Genomic DNA, 18801 nt, shown 5'->3' with positions numbered 1-18801 from the left:
GCTGACGCGGCACGATCCGGCGAGTCTAGCACTGGTATACCAACGCGTTCGACGCCGGTGCGGCCCGCATCGTGGCCGATTTCCGGCCGGACTGGAGGCTCGACTCGCGTTCTCCGACACCTGTCGCGGTGGGAGAATGGCCGGGACATGACGACTCCGACGCACTCCGCCCGCACGGTCAACCTCGAGGGCGCGACGCGCGCCGCGATCGCGGGCGCGGCTCCGCTCGCACTGCTCATCGCCCTCGGGATGCCGGGCTACGCGGCCTTCGCGATGTTCGCCGGGTTCACCGCGATCTTCGGCGCCACGGAGCCCTACCGGCAGCGTGCCGTGACCACCGGTGTCGCCGGCGGCCTGCAGGCCCTGTGCATGTTCGCAGGGATCGCCGTCTCGATCGCCGGAGCGCCCCTCTGGCTGCAGGCCGTCGGGCTGGTGGTCGTGCTCGTCGTCGCGGTGTGCACGCTGAGCACGCTCCGGTCGATCCCGGCGCAGCCGATCTTCCCGACGTTCGCGTTCCTGGTGTCCTCGCTCGTGCCGCTGGGGCCGTCGGACCTGCCCCTCGTCGCGACGATCATCGTGTGTTCCGTCGCGTGGGCCTGGCTCGTCGCGATGTCCGGGTTCGTCATCCGCCGCGTGTGGCACCCGCGCGCGCCGCACCGCTTCCGACCGCTCGCTCCGATGAAGGAGCGCGGATTCGGGATCCTCCGCACGCCCGCACTGTGGGAGACCGTCGCACTCAACGTCGTCGGTGCCCTGGTCGCCGGTGCGATCGCGGAGACCATCCCGGGGCTCGGGCACCCGTACTGGGCGGTCATCGCGGTCGTCTCCACGCTCCCGGCCATCCGCCAGCGGCACACCGTCCTCCGGGCGTTCCAGCGCTTCATCGGCACGATCGGCGGCACCGTGATCGCGGTCGGGATCCTGCTCCTCGAACCCGGAGCGTGGTGGATCGTGCTCATCGCCGTCGTCGGACAGTTCTTCGCGGAGATCTTCGTCGCGCGGAACTACGCCGTGTGCCTGCTGTTCCTCACGCCGCTCGCGCTGGCGGTGTCCTGGCTCAGCCTCCCCGAGGCGCCCGAGCTCCTCGCCCTGGACCGCGTCGCGCAGACGACGCTCGGAGCACTGGTGAGCGTCGCGCTGCTGTTCGTCGGACGCGCGATCGAACGGCGCCGCGGTCGAGCCCTCGGCGCCACGACCTCGATCCGCACGGTCTGACCGGGGCGCCCGCGTCCGGTTCGCGACTGTCGGCCGTGCCCGGCAGGATCGACACATGGACGACTACCGACTCGTCGCCGGGCCGCCGCCGCTCGACGACTACCTCCGCCTCCGTCGCGACTCCGGCCTGACCCCGGTCCGTCCCGACCAGGGCGCCGGCGCGATCAGCGGCAGCTGGTGCGCCTGCCACGTGGTCGACGCGGCGGGGACGCCCGTCGCGATGGGCCGCGTGCTGGGCGACGGTGGCTGGTACTTCCACATCGCGGACGTCGCCACCGATCCCGCACACCAGCGGCGCGGCCTCGGTCGGCGCGTGCTCGAGTGGCTGCTCGCGGACATCCGGTCGCGGGCACCGGAGGGCGCCTACGTCTCGCTCATCGGGGACCCACCCGGACAGCGGCTGTACCGCTCGCTCGGACTCGACGACGTCGCGCCGAGCCTCGGGATGGCCGCCGTCCTGCGCTAGTCGGGACGGACGTCAGTCCGGCTGGACGTTCCAGGAGTCGATGACCGGACGCCCGTGCTCGTACCCCAGCGTGCTGACGGACGCGGTCCCGAGCTTCAGCACGGCACCGTCCTGCGGCGCGAGCCGGATCCATGCGGCGCCGATGGCTCGGAGCACGTGCCCGTGGGCGATGAAGACGGCGTCCTGCCCCTCGGCGAGCACCGGGCGGGCGCGGTCGAGCACCCGTTCGGCCCGGACACGGACCTCGGCGGCGTTCTCACCCGGCGTGTCCCCCGCGGGCACCCCGTCGGTCCAGAGGTCCCACGGCCCGTGCCGGAGCACCTTGATCTGCGGCGTCGTCAGGCCCTCGTACGCGCCGTAGTCCCACTCGTACAGGTCCTCGTCGACCTCGGGGTCCACGCCGATGAACGCGGCGGTGTCCCGGGCACGCTGCAACGGGCTCGACAGCGCGAGCGCGAAGTCACGGTCCGCGAGGTACCGGCCGGCACGCTTCGCCTGCTCGACCCCGTTCTCGGTGAGCGGGATGTCGGTGCGGCCGGTGTGCTGCCCGCTCTTCGACCACTCCGTCTCTCCGTGACGGACGAGGACGAGTTCGCCGGGGCGTTCCGAGGTCATGTGTTCCTTCCGAGCAAGAGGCCGAGCGCGGCTGCGCCGACCGAGACGACGAGCATGCCGAGGCCGTTCAGGACGGCGAGCCGGGTCTTGCCGGATCGGAGGAGCTGCACGGTCTCGACACTCGCCGTCGAGAACGTCGTGTACCCACCCATCATGCCCGTGCCGAGGATGGCGACCGCCGGGAGCGGGAGCGTCCCGGCCTGCCCGAGGCCTGTCAGGAGCCCGAGGACCAGCGACCCGGAGACGTTGATGACGACGGTGCCGAGCGGGAAGCCGCTGACCCTGGACTTCACAAGCCCGTCGAGCAGGAACCGGAGCGCTGCCCCGACTCCCCCGCCGACGGCGACGAGCAGGAGTTCGAGCGCGCTCACCGGGTGGCCGCCGCTCGTGGTCGCAGCACCGTCGACACCCAGAGCCCCGCGACGACGGCGAGCAGGCCGAGCACGACCGTGAGCAGCGCGTACCCGCTGCCGGCCGTCCACCGTCCGTCCCCGAGCAGCTGCGCGGTGTCGTCCGCGAGCGTGCTGTACGTCGTGAACCCGCCGAGGACCCCCGTGCCGACGAAGAGCCGCAGGCGCCGACGCCGGCCGACGTCCGGCCCGCGGTGTGCCAACGCCTCGAGCAGCAGCCCGAGGCAGAACGCCCCGACCACGTTGATCGCGAGGATCGTCCAGCTGATCCCGTCCACGGCGGGGAGGAGGTCCGCCAGCACGGCACGGATCGCGGTCCCGATCGCTCCGCCGAGCGCCACGACGCCGAGGTACCCCCAGCGGAGGTGCGGCGGCCGCTCGGGCCTGGTGTCGGACTTGTCGGCTGCGACGTCGGGGTCGTTCGGGACGCTGCTCACGCGACAATCCTGGACCACCGTCAGCCGGACGTCCTACGCTCGGGCACAGACGGCACCCGGCCGCATGACGGAGAGGGACGCACATGAGCATCAACGACGACGACATCACCACGGATCCCCAGAGCGCGGGCGAAGGCCCCGCTGACGGCGGCGCCAACCCCAACGGGCACGACGGCGGCGCCGACGGCTCCGCAGACGCCGGCGAAGGCCCCGCTGACGGCGGCGCCAACCCAAACGGACACGACGGCGGCGCCGACGGCTCCGCGGACGCCGGCGAAGGCCCGGCCGACGGCGGCGCCAACCCGGACGGACACGACGGCGGCGCGGACGGCTCCGCGTGAGCCGAGGACCGGAGACGACGGAGACGGCGGCCGCCCTCGAGCGGTGCATCGCCGTCCCCGTCGCCCGGTTCGCCGAGGAGTACTGGGGCAACCGCGCGCTCTTGAGCAGCGCCGCTGACCTCGGCTCGACGTTCGACGACCTGTTCTCCACCGAGGCCGCCGACGAGCTGCTCTCGGTCCGAGGACTCCGGACGCCGTTCATCCGGATGGCGAAGGACGGCACCGTGCTCCCGCCGAGCGCCTTCACCGCACCCGGCGGCTACGGCGCCGAGGTCGGCGACCAGGTCAGCTCCGAGAAGGTCCTCGCCGAGTTCGCGGCCGGCTCGACCATCGTCCTGCAGGGCCTGCACCGCACGTGGCCGCCGATCCAGGAGTTCACACGACACCTCGTCGCGGAGCTCGGGCACCCCGCGCAGGTCAACGCCTACATCACGCCGGCATCGTCGCGCGGCTTCGATCCGCACTACGACGTGCACGACGTGTTCGTCCTGCAGATCGCCGGGGCCAAGCGCTGGGTGATCCACGAGCCCGTGCACGAGCTCCCGTTCGCCGACGAGCCGTGGAGCGACCGACGCGACGAGGTCGCCGCCCGGGCAGCTGGGACACCCGCGATCGACACCGTGCTCCGTCCGGGTGACGCGCTCTACCTCCCTCGCGGTTGGCTGCACTCGGCGACCGCACTCGGCGGCACGACCATCCACCTGACGGTCGGCATCCCCGCCGTCACCCGGGCCGATCTCGCGCGGGACCTCATCAACCGTGCGCTCCGATCGGACCGACTCCGCGCATCGCTGCCCCTCGGTGTCGACCTCGGTGAGCCGGACCAGATCGCGACGGACGTCCGCGCCGCTGCCGAGGACCTCATCGGGTTCCTCGAGTCGGCGTCGGTCGGCTCTGCCGTCGACGAGGTCGCGCATGCCGTGGGTGCTCGGTTCCGACGCTCCACCCGGCCGGAGCCGGTCCGCCCGCTGCAGACGGTCGACCTCCTGAGCTCGCTCTCGAGCACCGATCGGGTCCGGTGGCGCGAGGGACTGCGCGCCGAGATCCGCGACGAGGTCGAGCGCGCGGCCGTCGTCCTGCCGACGACGACGATCCGACTGCCGGCATCGTGCGGTCCTGCCGTGCGCGCGCTGCACGCCGGAGGGACGCACGCCGTCGGGTCCTTGCCGGGCCTCGACGAGGACGACGCCGTCGTCGTGGTCCGTCGGCTCCTCCGGGAAGGCGTGCTGGTACCGGCGTCGTGACCGAGTGGCGACGCACGGGTCCGGCCGATCCTCGACTCCCCCGCTCGGCCGGTGGGCCGGCATGCAGCGACCGCTCCCGGTCCCGCGACGAGGACCTCACCGCCACCGCGTCCCCCGGGCGCCGCTGGTTGCTCGTCGAGGTCGCGGGTGCGTGGGGCTGGAACGTCTGGGCCGATTCCCCAGCGCTCCCGCCCGAGACCGGCATCGCCCTCGCCCGTCGGGTACAGCGTGCCGGGATGCGCATCCTCGCGATCCGCCGTCCCGGCCGCTCCCGTGGTGCCGGTCGGTGGCGCTGGGCAGTCGTCGACACCGGGCTCGCGACCGTGCGGTGGGGTGAGGCCGACGGCCCGGGCGAACTCCTGTCGCTCCCGCTCGACGGCAGGACCGGAACGCTCTCCGACCGGCCCGTCTTCGCGGTGTGCGCACACGGCCGGCACGACGAGTGCTGCGCCGTGCGCGGACGGTCGGTCGCAGCCCGGCTGGCGGCGGCGTTCCCCGAGGAGACGTGGGAGTGCTCGCACCTCGGCGGTGACCGGTTCGCGGCGACGACGATGCTGTTCCCGCACGGCCTGAACCACGGACGCGTCGACGAGCTCGATCCCGTCGCGATCGCCGAGGCGTCGACGCGCGGGGTCGTCCTCCCGGACGGCTTCCGTGGACGGTCCCGGTACTCCCACGTCGAACAGGCTGCCGTCGCGGCAGCCGTGGCACGCTCCGGAGACCACCGGATCGATGCATTCCGGCCACGCAGTGTGCGCGCACCGGAGGCGCTCGACGACCCGGCCGGATGGTCGGTCGAACTCGACTCGGATGCCGGAGCCGTGATGGTCACGCTCGATCGCGTGCACTCGGACCCGACGTTCTCGACGTGCCGCGCGACCGTCGCCGTGGAGATCCCCCGCTTCGTCGTCCGCGAGGTGGCCACCGCGGGCTGACCGGCATGCACCACCGGGCCGGGAACGACGAAGGTCCCCGTCCGTGTGGACGAGGACCTTCGGTTGGTGACCCCAGCGGGATTCGAACCCGCGTTACCGCCGTGAGAGGGCAGCGTACTAGGCCGCTATACGATGGGGCCGCGGCACACGTTGTCGGACTCGGGCTAAGCCACCTGTGGTGACCCCAGCGGGATTCGAACCCGCGTTACCGCCGTGAGAGGGCAGCGTACTAGGCCGCTATACGATGGGGCCGTTCCGACAACTCGACAAGTATGGCACAAGCGGTCCGACCTGCCAAAACGAGGCGTGTCGCCCGGGTGTGCCGTCATGCCGCAGCGTGCATGCACGGGCCGAGCCGAGCCTCCAGTCCGGTTCCCGCTCAGATCGTGAGCGACTCGCCCGGCTGCAACAGGACGAGCGAACCGGCGGGCTCGACCATCTCGCGGAGCCGGCCGGTGTGCATGCCGTAGCCGATGTCGGACAGAGTCGCCTCGTGCACCGGGTAGGCACGTCGGGGTGCGATCGCGGCGACGTAGTCCATCATCTCGGCGACCTTGAGCCACGGGGCGCCGACGGGTGCCGCGAGGACCTCGACCGGGACGCCGGGATCGGTGTAGCTGTCGCCGGGGTAGAACAGCTGCCCGTTCACCATGACGCCGGTGTTGTCGATCACCGGGACGGACGAGTGGATGACGTTGTGTCGGGTGCCGTGGAAGGTCAGCGCGAACGGCCCGACCGACCGCGATGACCCGTCCGTGACGACGTCCACCTCGACCTCCGGCAGCGCGGCGGCGACCCCTGCCGGGCCGAAGACCACCGCGCCGGGGTTCGCGGACAGGATGCCGGACAGTTGCTCCGGCGTGACGTGGTCGGGGTGCTCGTGGGTGAGCACGACCGCGACGACACCCGTGACGTCCACGTCGCGCGTGAAGTTCCCCGGGTCGATCACCAGCCGGGCCCCGTCGACGTCGACGACCTGGCAGGCGTGCTCGAGTTTCGTGACCTCCATGCGGCCGAGCGTACGCGGCGCACCGATGTGGTTCCGTTCGCCGCCGCACAACCGAAAGCAGTCCGCACCGCGCGTTCGCGTGGTGCGGACCGCTTTCCGTTGCGCGAAGCACGGGACGGCGGACAGACGGCCACCCCGCCACGTCAGGACCGCGGCGGGGCCGTGGACGACCGCACCACCAGCGACGCCGGCGACGGTGGCACCGGACGGACGGCCGCACCGTCGACCTCGGCGAGCACCGCGCGGGCGGCGAGACGCCCCTGCGCCTCGGGGTCCTGCGTGATCGTCGTCAACCCGACCGCTGCTCCGTACTCGTGCCCGTCGATGCCGATCACCGACACGTCATCCGGGACCGACAGGCCGAGCCGTGCCGCGGCGAGCATCACCCCGAGCGCCATCTCGTCCGAGGCGCAGAACACCGCGGTCGGTCGATCGGCACCCGGCCCGAGCAACGACAGGCCGGCGTCGACCCCACCGGCGAACGAGAACCGCCCGTCCGCGATCCACGACGGCGGCACCGACAGTCCGGCGCCGTGCATCGCGTCGACGAACCCGTCTCGCCGCCGGTACGGCACCGCGACGTTCATGCCCGCCTCGTCCTGCCCGCCGACGTACGCGATCCGCCGGTGCCCGAGCCCGACGAGGTGCTCCGTCGCCAGGCCGGCGACCTCGACGTCGTCGATCCCGACGTTCCGGAGCCCGGGAGCCGGCCCACCGATGACGATGGTCGGCAGCGAGCTCACCTGCAACTCGCTCCGCTCGGTCTCGTCGAGCACGAGCGACAGCAGCACGAGGGCGTCGACGCGCTGCCGCAGCATCGACCGTCGGAACGCCCGGTCACGGTCTCCCCCGGGCCCGCCGAGGTTGTAGAGCACGAGGTCGTACCCCGCCCGGCGCAGTTCGGCGTCGACCCCGCTGAGCGCCTTGACGTAGAACCACCGGTCGAACACCGGCACGACGACCCCGACGGCACGCTGCCGCCCGGTGGCGAGCCCGGCCGCCGCCGAGCTCGGGACGTACCCGAGCTCGTCGGCGACCCGGCGCACCTGATCGATCGTGGTCTCGGCCACGGTCGGGAGTCCGCGCAGGGCGCGGGACACGGTCGCCTTGGACAGCCCGGTGACGGTCGCGATCTCCTGGATCCCCATCGGACGCAGCCGGGAGGCCGGTCAGCCGTCCGCGCCGTGCGTCGCGTCCCCCGCATCCCGGGTCACGGGCCCGGCGCCGGTCCGCGCGACGGCTCGCGATCGATGCGGGCGCTGTGCTCGCTCGTCGAACCCGATGTGCACGTGGTCGCGGAAGACGGTCTCGACGGGCGCGTGTCCACCGGGGACGTGCACCCCGACCGGGTGCCCGTCCTGGCGGAGGACGTGGCCGGCGGCCAGGGCCTCGGCGGCCTCCGACCGACGGACCACCCGGACCCGCCAGCGGTCGAGAACGACGAGGACGAGCACGCATGCCAACAGCGTGAGCGCCCAGCCGAGTGCCGGTCGCCCGGTGAACTCGCAGAACACGGTGACGGCGAGGAACGCGACCCCGAAGAAGCCGACGAAGCCCATGGCCTCCTCGATCGGTGCCGACGGTCGACGCGGTGCGCGGTACGCCATGGCGATCAGCCCTTCACGCCGCCGGCGGTGAGGCCGGCCACGATGCGCCGCTGGAAGACGAGCACGAGGATCACGAGCGGGATCGTGACGATCGTCCCCGCTGCCATCACCGCCGTGTAGGGCTCCTGGTGCGGCTGGGTCCCGGCGAACGACGCGATGGCGACGGTGACCGGCTGGGTGGCGTCCGAGGACAGCTGGGACGAGATGAGGTACTCGTTCCAGGACGAGATGAACGCCAGGATCGCGGTGGTGAACACGGCGGGTGCGGCGAGCGGCAGGATGATGCGCCGGAACGCCTGCACGCGGGTGCAGCCGTCGATGCGCGCCGCTTCCTCGAGGTCCCACGGCATCTCACGGAAGAACGACGCCAGCGTGTAGACGGTCAGCGGCAGCACGAACGAGATGCTCGGCAGGATGAGCGCCTGGTACGTGCCCATCCATCCGATGTCCGTGAAGAGCTGGAACAGCGGGGAGATGAGCGCGACGCCCGGGAACATCGACGCCGCGAGGATCGCACCGGCGATGAGGGACTTGCCCTTGAACTCCAGCCGGGCCAGCGCGTACGCCGCCGAGGTGCCCACGAGCAGCGCGATGATCGTCACGACGCCGCCGATCAGCAGGCTGTTGAGCAACGCCCGACCGAGGTGGTTGCCGAGCTCGGTGGAGAACGCCGTCGCGTAGTTGTCGAGCGTCACGTGCGTCGGCCACGGGGTGGCGTCGAACGTGAACCCGACGTCGCGGAAGCTCGTCACCACCATCCAGTAGAACGGCAGGAGGCACCACACCGCGATGATGATCGCCTGGATCGCGGTGCGGACCCGTGGGCCGGTGTGCCGCTGGACGCGGACGTCGGCGCGGTCGATCGACCGCTCGCGCGAACGCGTCGACGACCGGGGACGGTCTGCTGCGAGGGTCACTTGAGTTCACCCTTCTGCTGGGCTGCCTGCGTCTGCACGACGTTCGCGCCGAGGAACCGCACGAACAGGAACGCGACGACGAAGATGATGAGGAAGGTGATCGTCGACAGCGCGGAGGCGGAGTTGAACCCCTGCCTGATCTGGTCGACGACGAGGATCGACAGCGTCGTCGTGGCGTTGCCGGAACCACCGCCGCCGCCGGTGAGGATCGCCGGGAGGTCGTACATGCGCAGCGCGTCGAGCACGCGGAACAGGATCGCGACCATCAGCGCTGGCTTCAGGAGCGGGAGCGTGATGAGCATGAAGCGCTGCACGGTCGAGGCGCCGTCCATCTTCCCGGCCTCGTAGACCTCCTCCGGGATGAGCTGCAGGCCCGCGAGGATGAGCAGCGCCATGAACGGCGTCGTCTTCCAGGTGTCGGCGATGATGACCGCGAACCGCGACGCCCACTCGCCACTCGTCCAGAGGATCTGGTGACCGATGACGTGGTTGAGCACGCCGTTCGCGTCGAAGATGAAGTACCAGAGCTTCGCGGTGACGGCGGTCGGGATCGCCCACGGCACCAGGATCGCGGCGCGGACGAGCGCGCGGCCCTTGAAGTTGCGGTTCATGATGATCGCCATCCAGACGCCGATGAGCGTCTCGGCGAGCACGGTGACGACCGTGAAGAAGACCGTGTTGCCGAACGACACCCAGAACTGGGCGCCGAGGCTGCCAGGGGGGCACGTGACGTTGCCGCACTGCTGGCCGAGCCAGTGCACGTAGTTCGTGACGCCCGCGAAGCCGCCCTCGACGAACAGGCCGGTCGCCTTGTCGAGTCCGGCGTCGAGCTGGAACGACTGGATGATCGCGCTGACGACGGGGTAGCCGATGACGACGGCGAGGAGCACGATCGTCGGGCCGATCAGGTACACGGCCCATCGGCCGTGTTCGGCGTTCAGTCCGCCGCGCCGCCGCTTGGGCGGCTCCAGACCCTGGGGGTTCGGGATGGCGGCTGGGATCTCGGTTGCTGCTGACACTGACGGCCTCCTTGCCGGTGTCGGGACGCAAGTAGGGGCGGACGGGAGGCACGGGTACGGGTGACCCGTGCCTCCAGTCCGGTGCGGCGCGAGCCGCTAGTTGCTGGTGGTCGCCGCCTTGAGGGCGGCTTCCATGTCCTTCATCGCCTCGTCGACGCTCTTCGAGCCCTTGAGCGCCGCGTAGGAGTTGTCCTGGATCGCCTTCGTCACTGCCGGGTAGTACGGCGTGACCGGGCGGGGCTCCGCGCTCTGGATCGACTTCAGCAGGGTGGGCAGGTACGGCAGCTTCGCCGTCAGCTCGGAGTCCGTGTAGAGGTCACCGATCACCGGGGCGAGCGAGCCCTGGGTCGCGAAGAACTTCTGCGTGTCGCTCGACATCAGGAACTCGAGGAAGTCGTGCGCGGTCGCCTTGTGCTTCGAGTACGCGCTGATCGCCGCGTTGTGGCCGCCGAGGGTCGACGCGCCGACGCCGTCGGCACCCGGGAGCGGAGCGACGCCGAAGGTGTCCTTGACCGTCGACGAGCCGTCGGTCTTGGCGAGGTTGTACACGTACGGCCAGTTGCGGAGGAAGAGCAGCTTGCCGCTCTCGAACGCCGTGCGGCCCTGTTCCTCCTGGTAGGTGATCGCCTCGGCCGGGATGTTGCCGTCCTTGAACGCTGCAACCAGGTTCTCCAGGCCCGCCTTCGCCTTCGCGGTGTCGACGTCCGGCGTCCCGCTCTTGCCGAGGATCGAGCCACCGGTGCTGTTGACTGCTTCCGAGGCGTTCACGGTGAGGCCCTCGTACTTGGCGAACTGGCCCGCGTAGCACCCGATGCCGTTGTCCTTGGCGATCTGGCAGTCGTCCATCATCTCCGACCACGTGGTCGGCGGGGTCTTCACGAGGTCCTTGCGGTAGTAGAGCAGGCCGCCGTCCGAGGTCTGCGGTGCCGCGTAGAGCGTGTCGTTGTACGTCGCCGTCTTCACGGTCGCGGGCAGCAGCTTGGACGTGTCGACCTTCATCGATCCCGTGAGCGGCGTCAGCCAGCCTTTCGCGGCGAACTCCGCGGTCCACACGACGTCGACGTCGACCACGTCGTAGCCGTCGTCCTTCGCCTGGAAGTGCTGCACGAGGTCGTCGTGCTGCTGGTCGGCCTGGTCGGACTGCTCCTTGAACGTGACCTTCTCGTCCGGGTGCGCCTTGTTCCACTTGGCGATCAGGGGGCGGACGACGTTCGAGTTGTCCTTGCCCTGGACGTACGTGATCGGGCCGCGGCTGTCCTGCCCGTCCTTGGCGTCCGAGGCCGAGCTGCCGCTCGAGCAGCCGGCCAGGGCGAGGCCGATCACGGCGACCCCGGCCACGGATGCGAGTCGCACCTTCGCGCGTGTGTTCTTCACAGCGTTGTCTCCTCATCGAGATCACCAGGAGCCGTCGTCTCGGGTACCGGACGACGACCACCTGGAGCAGGCGACGCTGCCTGCTGGGAGTGGAAGCTACGCCCGCGCTCGGCGTTCTGCAACCGGTTGCATCGAACCCGTGACCTGAGCGTGACCTCTGGAGTTGCCCAGACTTCCTGGGTGAGCGCTCACCCGCGGCTCCGGCGATGCTGCGCCGGCCTGCGGAACCCCGCATGATCCCCGCCACTGCTGGTGCCCGCCGTTGAGGGACACGGCCGCTCCGACATAGCGTCCGGGTCATGACCCAGCTCTCCCCCGTCACCGTGCCCGGCCCCCGTCGGGTCGTCAGCGTCGACCTCGATGCCCCGCTGCCACGGCTCGTCGCCGACCAGACCGGCTCCTCCGCGCTGGTGGTCGGCTACCGCGGCGGGTTCCCCGTGACGACCCTCGACGTGCTCCTCACCGAGGACCCCGCCGACGCCGCGCGGGCCCTCGCCCCGCTCGTCGCGGAGCTCGAGCACAGCGTCGGCGGCACGGCCGCCCCGGTTCCGGACGCGGACCTGCCGATGATCTCGATCGTGGTGTCGACGATCGTCACCCGGGTGGAGGACATCGGCAAGCTGCTCGACTTCCTGGAGGACCTCGACTACCCCGACTACGAGGTGGTCCTCGTCGACAACCGCGTGAAGGTGCCGGAGATCGACGCCCTCCCCGGGCTCCTCGAGGGCCGCGACGTCCGGCTCGTCACGGAACGGCGCCCCGGCTGCTCGATCGGTCGGAACAGCGGCGTCGCGGCTGCCCGCGGCGAGATCATCGCGTTCACGGACGACGACGTCCGCGTCGACCCGCAGTGGCTCCGCTCGATCGGCACGCGCTTCGTCCGCGAGCCGGAGGTCGACGCGGTGACGGGGATGATCCTGCCCGTCGAGCTCGAGACCCCCGCGCAGATCTGGTACGAGGCGTACTACGGCGGTTTCAGCGGCGAGCGCACCTTCGCCCCGGTGACGATCGTCCCGGACGACGTCCCCGGTGTCATGCGGCACGCGCAGGCCTCTGCCGTGAGCCCGGACGGCACCGTCCGCAAGCACTTCGCCGTGTACGGCATCGGCGGGTACGGCGCCGGGGCGAACTGGGCGGTCCGTCGTTCCGCGTTCGACGCCGTCGGCGGGTTCGACCCCGTGCTCGGCGCCGGTGTCCCCGCCCGCGGTGGCGAGGACCTCGCGATCTTCATCGAAATCCTCTGGGGCGGCGGCCGCATCGGCTTCGAACCCCGCGCGGTCGTGCACCACCGGCACCGCCAGACCCTCGAGGGGCTGCACGGGCAGCTGCACTCGAACGGCGTCGGGTTCACCGCGCTGATGTGCGAGCTCATCGCGAAGGACCGCCGGCACGCGCTGGTCCTGGCGCGGCTGATGCCCCGCGCGGGCAAGATCAAGCTGTCGCAGCTCGTGTCGCGCCTCGCGGGGAAGCGTGACGCGGCCGCCGAGACCATCACCGAGGCATCCACCACCCGCATCCCCCGGTCCCTGGCCTACCACGAGTTCCGGGGCTTCCCGCTGGGCCCGGCGGCGTACTTCAAGAGCCGTCGGTTCTGGCGCGAGGTGGAGGAGGGGCGCTTCCGCCCCTAGCGCGCCGCACACGCGCCGCTCACCCGCGCCGAGGGCGATCGAGGGAACAGAAAACGTCGGGTCCGATGTCCGGACCCGACGTTTCCTGTTCCCTCGATGGAGCGCGGCGCGGCACGCGGGCACGCGGGCACGCGGGCACGCGGGCAGTGCGCCTACGCGCGGGAGCGCAGGCGACCGCGCACGTAGCGCCACGGGCCGCCGAGCGCCGCCACGAGCTCGACGCGCTTGAGCCCGGCGGTCGCCGCACGGAACTCCTCGTCGACGGGCCACCCGCCGACGGCGTCGACGGCCGCGGACACCTCTCCGGCGCCCTGGCCGAGCGCGCCGAGCTGCCGCAGGGCACCGAACGCGCGCCGGAACACCGCGAACGCCGTCCGCGGACGCAGCATGAGCTTCGCGACCCACGCGCCGAGCCCGGTTCCGTAGCCGAGCGCCTGGGACCGCAGCGCCGCACGGTCGGGGCGGTGCCGGTGCCACACGATCGCGGAGGGCTCCACGGCGAGCGCCCCGCCGGAGAGCAGCACCCGGGTGAACAGGTCGGGGTCCTCCCCCGCGCGCGACGGCGTCCCCGGGCCGAGCGCGACGTCGAACCCGCCGAGGGCGAGCGCCGCCGAGCGACGGAGGGACATGTTCGCGCCGGTGCCGAACGCCCCGACCGAGAACGGGAAGAGCGGCAGATCAGCCGGCGGTGCCGCGGTGCGGAACACCCGGCGGTCGGTGTTCCGCGCCCAGGTCACCCGCTCGTCGAAGTAGCGCTGCGTCGGGGTCCGGAGTTCCCCGCTCGGGACGAGGCCGGTGACGCAGACGACGTCCGCGTCGCGGGCGTACGCGTCGGCGAGCGCAGCGAGCCAGCCCCGGTCGACGACCACGTCGTCGTCGACGAAGGCGACCACGGACCCTGACGCGAGGGCGAGCCCGGCGTTCCGTGCGCGCGAGACGCCGGGTCGGGCCTCCAGGACGTAGTGGAGGCGAGCGTCCGCGAACGAGGCGACCACGTCGCGGGTCGCCGTGGTGGTCGGCGCGTTGTCGACGACGAACACCTCGAAGTCGGGGTGGTCGGACGCCAGGACGGACCGGACGCACCGACGGACGTCGTCCGGTCGGTCGCGGGTCCCGATGACGACCGAGATCCGGCCGTCGGTCGGTCCCTGCGGAACGGACGGGAGGCTCGTGGTGCGCAGGGCGCGGAGGGCCGGTCCCAGCTCTGCCGGGTCCACGTCGCCGGTCGCGTCGACCGCGACGTCGACGAACCCCGCGACCTGCTGTCCGTCACGGACGAGGAGTCGGGCGCGGCGGAAGCCGTCGGCGCCGGCGAGCTCGACGGCGGACGCGGCGAGCGCCTGCTGCCGGTCGACGGCGCCGACCCAGGCCGCGCCGGGCCATGCCGGTGCGTCCGGCGACGGCATCGCGGGCGTGAGGGTGAGCACGCTGGTCGTGGTCGCCTGGTGGTCGCTCATGTCCCCGATGCTCCGGGCCCCCTCGCGCGCGGTCAACGGCGTGTCCGCGGGGATGCGGCGACGGTCGTCCCTCTTGCGGTTTGCCGCCACACCAGCGGTCCGGTCCCCGTAGGATCGCTGGAGAGGACCCGACGGCAGCACGTCGGGCACGAGGAGGACGAATGCCGCTGGGCCCCGCGACCGAGCTCGGTGTCGTCGTCTCGTCGGAACGACGTGTCCTCGTCGTCGACGCCGCGACCTGCGTCTGCGGGCACGTCCAGGACGCCCACGAGCACTACCGTCCCGGGACCGACTGCGCGCTCTGCGACTGCCCGAAGTTCCGCCGGAAACGCTGATCACGAGGGGGCGGTGCGGGAAACCGCCGCTTCCCCGCAGAGGGCTTCCGGTCGCCTTGTCCGGCCCGGAACGGCGCGGTTAGCGTCGCGTCCATGGCCATCCCCAGCACGGTGCCCGCGTGCATCGTCCTCGCCCACGAGGACCCAGCGCACGTCCGCCGCCTCGTCGAGGCGCTGGACCCGTTCCCGGTGTTCCTGCACTGCGACGCGCGGACGCCGGAGGCGGTCTTCCGCGCGATGACGGACGGGCTGCCGGATCGGGTCTCGGTCCTCCCCCGGATCCGCACCGGGTGGGCGAAGTGGGAGAACGTCGAGGCGGAGGTGTCCGGGTACCGGGCGGCGCTCGACATGACGGACGCCTCGCACATCGCGGTGCTCACGGGCAGCGACTACCCGCTCGCGGACGCGGCCGAGATCACCGGACTCCTCGCCGCGCACCGTGAGCAGTCGTTCCTCGCCGTGCACCCGCTGCCGTTCCCGGCGTGGGGGCGCGACGGTGGGGTGGCCAGGCTCCGGTACCGGCACTGGGCGTGGCGGAAGACGATGCTGCGGCTCCCGGTGCCCCGGCGGATGCCACGTGACGTCGTGTTCGCCGGCGGCTCGCAGCTCAAGGTCCTGGCTCGCCACCACGCAGCAGCGGTCGTCGACGTCGTCGACCGGCGGCCCGACCTCGTCCGCTTCTGGCGACGGAGCTGGATCGCCGACGAGACCTTCGTGCCGTCGGTCCTGAGCTCGCCCGCGCTGACCCCGGGGTTCGCCGACGAGCACGTGCCGCACTCGCTGTGGTGGATCGGGTGGGACGGCACGGCGATGAAGAGCCCGCCGTGGCTGACCATCGCCGATGCCGGGCGGCTGCTCGAGCGTCGGACGGGCTCGGACGTGGACCTGCCGCACGTGTTCGCGCGGAAGTTCTCGACCGAGCGGAGCGCCGACCTGCTCGAGGTCGTGGACGGGGCGTTCGGGTTGCGACGTCAGGCGTCCCCCGCGGCACCGGTCGTCTCGCCGCCCACCCCGGAGGTGGTCGCACCGTGACCGTGCCCCCGCAGACCCGGCGCGAGGCCCGCGAGGCCCGTGCGGCCTCAGCTGCTGCCGCGTCCGCAGCGCCGTCGTCGGTGTCGTCCGACACCGCGCTCGGCGCGGTCGACACGGGGAGCGTCGCCGTCCGGAAGGGTGCGAACGCGCTCTTCGGCCGTGGGCTGCTGTACGTCGTCGTCTGGTCGATGCAGCTCGTCGTCTCGTCGCTCATCTCCCCCGTCCTCGCCCACCTCATGCCGCCGGCGGAGTTCGGTGTGCTCGCCTCCGCGATCGCGCTGTACCAGGCGCTCGTCGTGCTGGCGGTGGCCGGGATCGACCAGGCGTCGGTGCTCCAGCGCGCCGAGGACGGCGACGACCGGCGTGCACGCGGGCTCCTCGCCGTCGGCATGGTCACGGCGAGCATCGTCACCGTCGTCGCGCTCACCACGATCCCGGTCTGGGCCGACGCCGCCGGGTTCATCGGCAACCATCCGCTGCTCCTCGTCGCGGTGCTCTGGACCGGACCGGCAGCGATCGTGCAGATCTCGCTCGCGCTCCTCGTCGCGCAGGACCGCATCAAGGTGTTCGCGGTGACGAGCCTGCTGTCGTCGATCGGCGGCTCGATCATCGGCCTCGGGCTGCTCACGCTCGTCCACGCGGACGCGACCACGTACGCCTGGGGCGGGGTCGTCGCGCAGGGCGTCGCGATGGTCATCGGGATCGCGGCGACGCGTCCGCGCCTGGCCGGGCTGTTCGACGGCGCGACGAACGCCCGCGCGTTCAAGCTCGGCATCCCGATCGCGCTCGGCAACCTGTCGTACTTCGTGCTGAACGCCGGCGACCGGGTGGTCGTCCAACGGCTGCTCGGCCCGGAGGAGGTCGCGCGCTACCAGATCGCCTACGTCGTCGGCTCCGCGGTGATCCTGCTCCTGTCGTTCACGAACCAGGCCTGGGCGCCGCACTTCGCCGCACTCCGCGACGCCGTCGCCCGCCGGCAGCTCGCCATGCACTCCCGCGACGAGCTGTACCGGATGCTCGCGCCCGTGCTGCTGGCCGTCACGCTGGTCTCCCCCGTGGCGCTGCCGATCCTGGCACCGGCGTCGTACCGCGTCGAGGAACTCACCGTCGTGGTCTTCGTGGTCGCGATCACGGCGTTCCCGGTGGTCGCGAGCGGAGCCACCGGTCGGCTGCTGCTCGTGGAGCGGCGCGGTGTGGCGGTCGGCGTGATCGCCGCGATCGCCGGCGCCGTGAACATCGGCGCGAACCTCGCGCTCGTCCCGCTGTTCGGCATCGCCGGCGCAGCGATCGCGACGGTGGTGGCCTACGTGGTCCTCGCCGCGATGCAGCTGTTCGTGCTGCCGGACCGACGCGAGTGGCGTGGGCCGGGTGTCCGGATCGTGCTCCCGGTGCTCGCAGCCCTGACGGTCGCGGCGGCATCGCTGTTCGTGCCGCAGGACGTCTTTTGGAACTGGTTCCGCATCATCGGTGTCCTCGGGTGTCTCCCGTGGTTCCTCCGGCGGCTGCGGGCAGCACGAGGAGGTGCGTCATGACCCGACGGAAGCACACGCAGGACGGCTCGAGACGACTCCGCATCGGCGTCGTCACGACCGGGCTCGCGATCACCGGGGGGCTGGAGCGCTGCGTCCTCGAGGACACCGCCGAGCTCCTCGCCGCGGGCCACGAGGTCGAGATCTGGCACCGCAACGCGCACGCGCCGCGGTCCGTCGAGGGCCGCGCACCGTTCGACGCCATGGGCGTGCCGCTGCACGACGCGGTCGACTACCGCTTCGGCATCAGGACGGCGTTCCGCGACGCCTGGCGCTTCGCACGCCAGGGCCTGCGGCTCCGTCGTGCGCACCTCGACGTCCTGTGGCTGAACCGGCCGGAGTACCTGCCGTTCGGGCGGGTCGCGTCGCTCGTGTCCGGCGTGCCCCTGGCCGTCCACCTGCACCACGCGCCGAACTACAACCGCATCGGGCCGATGGCGGGTGGCCGGACCGAGTTCCTCGCCGTGTCGAAGGCGATGGCGACGGCCTGGGGCGCTGCCGGCGCGCCCGCCGACCGGATCACGATCGTGCCGAACGGCATCGACACCGACGACTTCCCCGCGGCGACTCCGGCCGACGTGCACCGTGCCCGTGCGGTGTTCGGCATCGACGACGCCACCCCGACGGTCCTGTACTACGGCCGGCTCACCCGTGCGAAGGGCGTGCTCGCCCTGCTCGAGGCATGGGGACGCGTCCTCGAGACCGCTGCGGCGCGGCAGCCGGCGACGGTCCCCGCGTCCTCGGCGTCCGCGCGGAGCCTGCCGCTCCTCGTGCTCGCCGGCGCCCTCTACCCGGATGAGGCCGACGCCGTGCACGGCGCCGTCGCCGAGCTCCCCCAGGACTCCGTGCTCGTCGTGCCGGAGCGGGACGACGTGGTCCCGCTCCTGCACGCCGCCGACCTCGTCGTCGCACCGTCCATCGAGCCGGAGGGCTTCGGTCGGGTCGTCGTCGAGGCGATGTCCACCGGACGTCCCGTCGTGGCCGCGGCGTCCGGCGGCACCGGGGAGATCCTCTCCGACGGGTGGGAGCGGTTCACCGTCGACCCGTCGGACACCGAGGTGTTGGCGAAGCGGGTCCTCGACGTCCTCGACGAGGCGGTCCACGATCCCTCCCTCGGGGAACGGTGCCGCACGTGGGTGCTCGACCGCTACGGGCGGGCCCCGCACGTGAGCGCCCTGCTCGACGCGCTGCAGGCACGCGCCCGGCGCTGAGGCACTGATCGGCCGGCACC

Annotated in this window: 20 protein-coding genes and 2 tRNA genes; 10 read left to right on the top strand and 12 right to left on the bottom strand. The window is 72.0% G+C overall.

What is annotated here, in order from left to right:
* Positions 1-147 precede the first annotated feature (147 nt).
* Together ACO0E1_RS16860 and ACO0E1_RS16855 are read left to right on the top strand one after the other, a co-directional pair.
* Positions 148-1215, top strand: coding sequence for an FUSC family protein (locus tag ACO0E1_RS16860; RefSeq protein WP_422875228.1), 1068 nt, complete (start codon positions 148-150; stop codon positions 1213-1215).
* A 55-nt stretch (positions 1216-1270) separates the two neighbouring features.
* Positions 1271-1681: a GNAT family N-acetyltransferase gene (locus ACO0E1_RS16855; RefSeq protein WP_422875227.1), complete on the top strand. Its 411-nt coding sequence runs from the start codon at positions 1271-1273 to the stop codon at positions 1679-1681.
* A 12-nt stretch (positions 1682-1693) separates the two neighbouring features.
* Here the strand turns inward: ACO0E1_RS16855 and ACO0E1_RS16850 are convergent, their stop codons facing one another.
* The 3 genes from ACO0E1_RS16850 to ACO0E1_RS16840 are packed head-to-tail and all read right to left on the bottom strand — an operon-like array spanning position 1694 to position 3143.
* Positions 1694-2296, bottom strand: coding sequence for a histidine phosphatase family protein (locus tag ACO0E1_RS16850; protein WP_422875226.1), 603 nt, complete (start codon positions 2294-2296; stop codon positions 1694-1696).
* The gene (crcB, locus tag ACO0E1_RS16845; RefSeq protein WP_422875225.1) at positions 2293-2667 is read right to left on the bottom strand and encodes a fluoride efflux transporter CrcB; all 375 of its coding nucleotides are present in this window, start codon (positions 2665-2667) and stop codon (positions 2293-2295) included. Before crcB ends, ACO0E1_RS16850 begins: the two co-directional genes overlap by 4 nt.
* On the bottom strand, positions 2664-3143 hold the full coding sequence (locus tag ACO0E1_RS16840; RefSeq protein ID WP_422875224.1) for a fluoride efflux transporter FluC: 480 nt from the start codon (positions 3141-3143) through the stop codon (positions 2664-2666). Before ACO0E1_RS16840 ends, crcB begins: the two co-directional genes overlap by 4 nt.
* Positions 3144-3226: 83 nt before the next feature.
* On the opposite strand from ACO0E1_RS16840, the gene ACO0E1_RS16835 reads away from it, so the two are divergent.
* From ACO0E1_RS16835 to ACO0E1_RS16825, 3 genes are read left to right on the top strand one after another with little or no spacing between them, the layout of a single operon-like run.
* A complete protein-coding gene (locus ACO0E1_RS16835; RefSeq protein WP_422875223.1) occupies positions 3227-3484 on the top strand; it encodes a BatC protein in 258 nt (85 codons plus the stop codon).
* Positions 3481-4728: a cupin domain-containing protein gene (locus ACO0E1_RS16830; RefSeq protein ID WP_422875222.1), complete on the top strand. Its 1248-nt coding sequence runs from the start codon at positions 3481-3483 to the stop codon at positions 4726-4728. Before ACO0E1_RS16835 ends, ACO0E1_RS16830 begins: the two co-directional genes overlap by 4 nt.
* The gene (locus ACO0E1_RS16825; RefSeq protein WP_422875221.1) at positions 4725-5663 is read left to right on the top strand and encodes a sucrase ferredoxin; all 939 of its coding nucleotides are present in this window, start codon (positions 4725-4727) and stop codon (positions 5661-5663) included. Before ACO0E1_RS16830 ends, ACO0E1_RS16825 begins: the two co-directional genes overlap by 4 nt.
* A 64-nt stretch (positions 5664-5727) precedes the next feature.
* Here ACO0E1_RS16825 and ACO0E1_RS16820 read toward each other — a convergent pair.
* The 8 genes from ACO0E1_RS16820 to ACO0E1_RS16785 all read right to left on the bottom strand — a co-directional run bounded on the left by ACO0E1_RS16820 (position 5728) and on the right by ACO0E1_RS16785 (position 11589).
* Positions 5728-5803: transfer RNA gene (locus ACO0E1_RS16820), tRNA-Glu, on the bottom strand.
* Positions 5804-5839: 36 nt separating this feature from the next.
* A tRNA-Glu gene (locus tag ACO0E1_RS16815) sits at positions 5840-5915 on the bottom strand.
* A 127-nt stretch (positions 5916-6042) separates the two neighbouring features.
* Positions 6043-6672, bottom strand: coding sequence for an MBL fold metallo-hydrolase (locus ACO0E1_RS16810; protein ID WP_422875220.1), 630 nt, complete (start codon positions 6670-6672; stop codon positions 6043-6045).
* A gap of 143 nt (positions 6673-6815) precedes the next feature.
* Positions 6816-7820: a LacI family DNA-binding transcriptional regulator gene (locus tag ACO0E1_RS16805; protein ID WP_422875219.1), complete on the bottom strand. Its 1005-nt coding sequence runs from the start codon at positions 7818-7820 to the stop codon at positions 6816-6818.
* 21 nt (positions 7821-7841) lie between these two features.
* Positions 7842-8279, bottom strand: a complete 438-nt coding sequence (locus ACO0E1_RS16800) for a hypothetical protein (protein WP_422875218.1) — start codon at positions 8277-8279, stop codon at positions 7842-7844.
* A 5-nt stretch (positions 8280-8284) separates the two neighbouring features.
* A complete protein-coding gene (locus ACO0E1_RS16795; protein WP_402730153.1) occupies positions 8285-9142 on the bottom strand; it encodes a carbohydrate ABC transporter permease in 858 nt (285 codons plus the stop codon).
* Positions 9143-9192: 50 nt separating this feature from the next.
* Positions 9193-10215: a carbohydrate ABC transporter permease gene (locus ACO0E1_RS16790; RefSeq protein WP_422875217.1), complete on the bottom strand. Its 1023-nt coding sequence runs from the start codon at positions 10213-10215 to the stop codon at positions 9193-9195.
* Positions 10216-10311: 96 nt separating this feature from the next.
* Entirely contained in the window at positions 10312-11589 is a 1278-nt protein-coding gene (locus ACO0E1_RS16785) for an ABC transporter substrate-binding protein (RefSeq protein WP_422875216.1), read from the bottom strand.
* 299 nt (positions 11590-11888) lie between these two features.
* Between ACO0E1_RS16785 and ACO0E1_RS16780 the strand changes: the two genes are divergently transcribed.
* Positions 11889-13217, top strand: a complete 1329-nt coding sequence (locus tag ACO0E1_RS16780) for a glycosyltransferase (RefSeq protein WP_422875215.1) — start codon at positions 11889-11891, stop codon at positions 13215-13217.
* Between the two features lie 152 nt (positions 13218-13369).
* On the opposite strand, the gene ACO0E1_RS16775 is transcribed toward ACO0E1_RS16780, so the two are convergent.
* Positions 13370-14674 (bottom strand): glycosyltransferase family 2 protein, encoded by a 1305-nt coding sequence (locus tag ACO0E1_RS16775; RefSeq protein ID WP_422875214.1) that lies wholly within the window; start codon positions 14672-14674, stop codon positions 13370-13372.
* Positions 14675-14835: 161 nt separating this feature from the next.
* Between ACO0E1_RS16775 and ACO0E1_RS16770 the strand changes: the two genes are divergently transcribed.
* From ACO0E1_RS16770 to ACO0E1_RS16755, 4 genes are all read left to right on the top strand, one after another.
* The gene (locus ACO0E1_RS16770) at positions 14836-15009 is read left to right on the top strand and encodes a hypothetical protein (RefSeq protein ID WP_422875213.1); all 174 of its coding nucleotides are present in this window, start codon (positions 14836-14838) and stop codon (positions 15007-15009) included.
* 93 nt (positions 15010-15102) lie between these two features.
* Positions 15103-16041, top strand: a complete 939-nt coding sequence (locus ACO0E1_RS16765) for a beta-1,6-N-acetylglucosaminyltransferase (protein ID WP_422875212.1) — start codon at positions 15103-15105, stop codon at positions 16039-16041.
* Positions 16038-17573: a lipopolysaccharide biosynthesis protein gene (locus ACO0E1_RS16760; protein ID WP_422875211.1), complete on the top strand. Its 1536-nt coding sequence runs from the start codon at positions 16038-16040 to the stop codon at positions 17571-17573. The genes ACO0E1_RS16765 and ACO0E1_RS16760 overlap by 4 nt, the downstream gene beginning before the upstream one ends.
* Positions 17570-18781 carry a glycosyltransferase family 4 protein gene (locus tag ACO0E1_RS16755; RefSeq protein WP_422875210.1) on the top strand — a complete coding sequence of 404 codons (1212 nt, stop codon included), beginning with the start codon at positions 17570-17572 and terminating at the stop codon, positions 18779-18781. The genes ACO0E1_RS16760 and ACO0E1_RS16755 overlap by 4 nt, the downstream gene beginning before the upstream one ends.
* The last annotated feature ends 20 nt before the right edge of the window (positions 18782-18801 follow it).

Origin of the sequence: Curtobacterium guangdongense, from assembly GCF_049341845.1 — a bacterium.
Lineage (GTDB): Bacteria > Actinomycetota > Actinomycetes > Actinomycetales > Microbacteriaceae > Curtobacterium > Curtobacterium guangdongense.
This window is presented reverse-complemented; position numbering and strand designations above follow the sequence as displayed.

What these genes read in the sequence shown, in the direction of transcription:
- ACO0E1_RS16860 (WP_422875228.1), top strand. Translation starts at nt 148, where the DNA reads ATGACGACTCCGACGCACTCCGCCCGCACGGTCAACCTCGAGGGCGCG.
- ACO0E1_RS16855 (WP_422875227.1), top strand. Translation starts at nt 1,271, where the DNA reads ATGGACGACTACCGACTCGTCGCCGGGCCGCCGCCGCTCGACGACTAC.
- ACO0E1_RS16850 (WP_422875226.1), bottom strand. Translation starts at nt 2,296, where the DNA reads ATGACCTCGGAACGCCCCGGCGAACTCGTCCTCGTCCGTCACGGAGAG.
- ACO0E1_RS16835 (WP_422875223.1), top strand. Translation starts at nt 3,227, where the DNA reads ATGAGCATCAACGACGACGACATCACCACGGATCCCCAGAGCGCGGGC.
- ACO0E1_RS16810 (WP_422875220.1), bottom strand. Translation starts at nt 6,672, where the DNA reads ATGGAGGTCACGAAACTCGAGCACGCCTGCCAGGTCGTCGACGTCGAC.
- ACO0E1_RS16805 (WP_422875219.1), bottom strand. Translation starts at nt 7,820, where the DNA reads ATGGGGATCCAGGAGATCGCGACCGTCACCGGGCTGTCCAAGGCGACC.
- ACO0E1_RS16800 (WP_422875218.1), bottom strand. Translation starts at nt 8,279, where the DNA reads ATGGCGTACCGCGCACCGCGTCGACCGTCGGCACCGATCGAGGAGGCC.
- ACO0E1_RS16780 (WP_422875215.1), top strand. Translation starts at nt 11,889, where the DNA reads ATGACCCAGCTCTCCCCCGTCACCGTGCCCGGCCCCCGTCGGGTCGTC.
- ACO0E1_RS16775 (WP_422875214.1), bottom strand. Translation starts at nt 14,674, where the DNA reads ATGAGCGACCACCAGGCGACCACGACCAGCGTGCTCACCCTCACGCCC.
- ACO0E1_RS16770 (WP_422875213.1), top strand. Translation starts at nt 14,836, where the DNA reads ATGCCGCTGGGCCCCGCGACCGAGCTCGGTGTCGTCGTCTCGTCGGAA.
- ACO0E1_RS16765 (WP_422875212.1), top strand. Translation starts at nt 15,103, where the DNA reads ATGGCCATCCCCAGCACGGTGCCCGCGTGCATCGTCCTCGCCCACGAG.
- ACO0E1_RS16755 (WP_422875210.1), top strand. Translation starts at nt 17,570, where the DNA reads ATGACCCGACGGAAGCACACGCAGGACGGCTCGAGACGACTCCGCATC.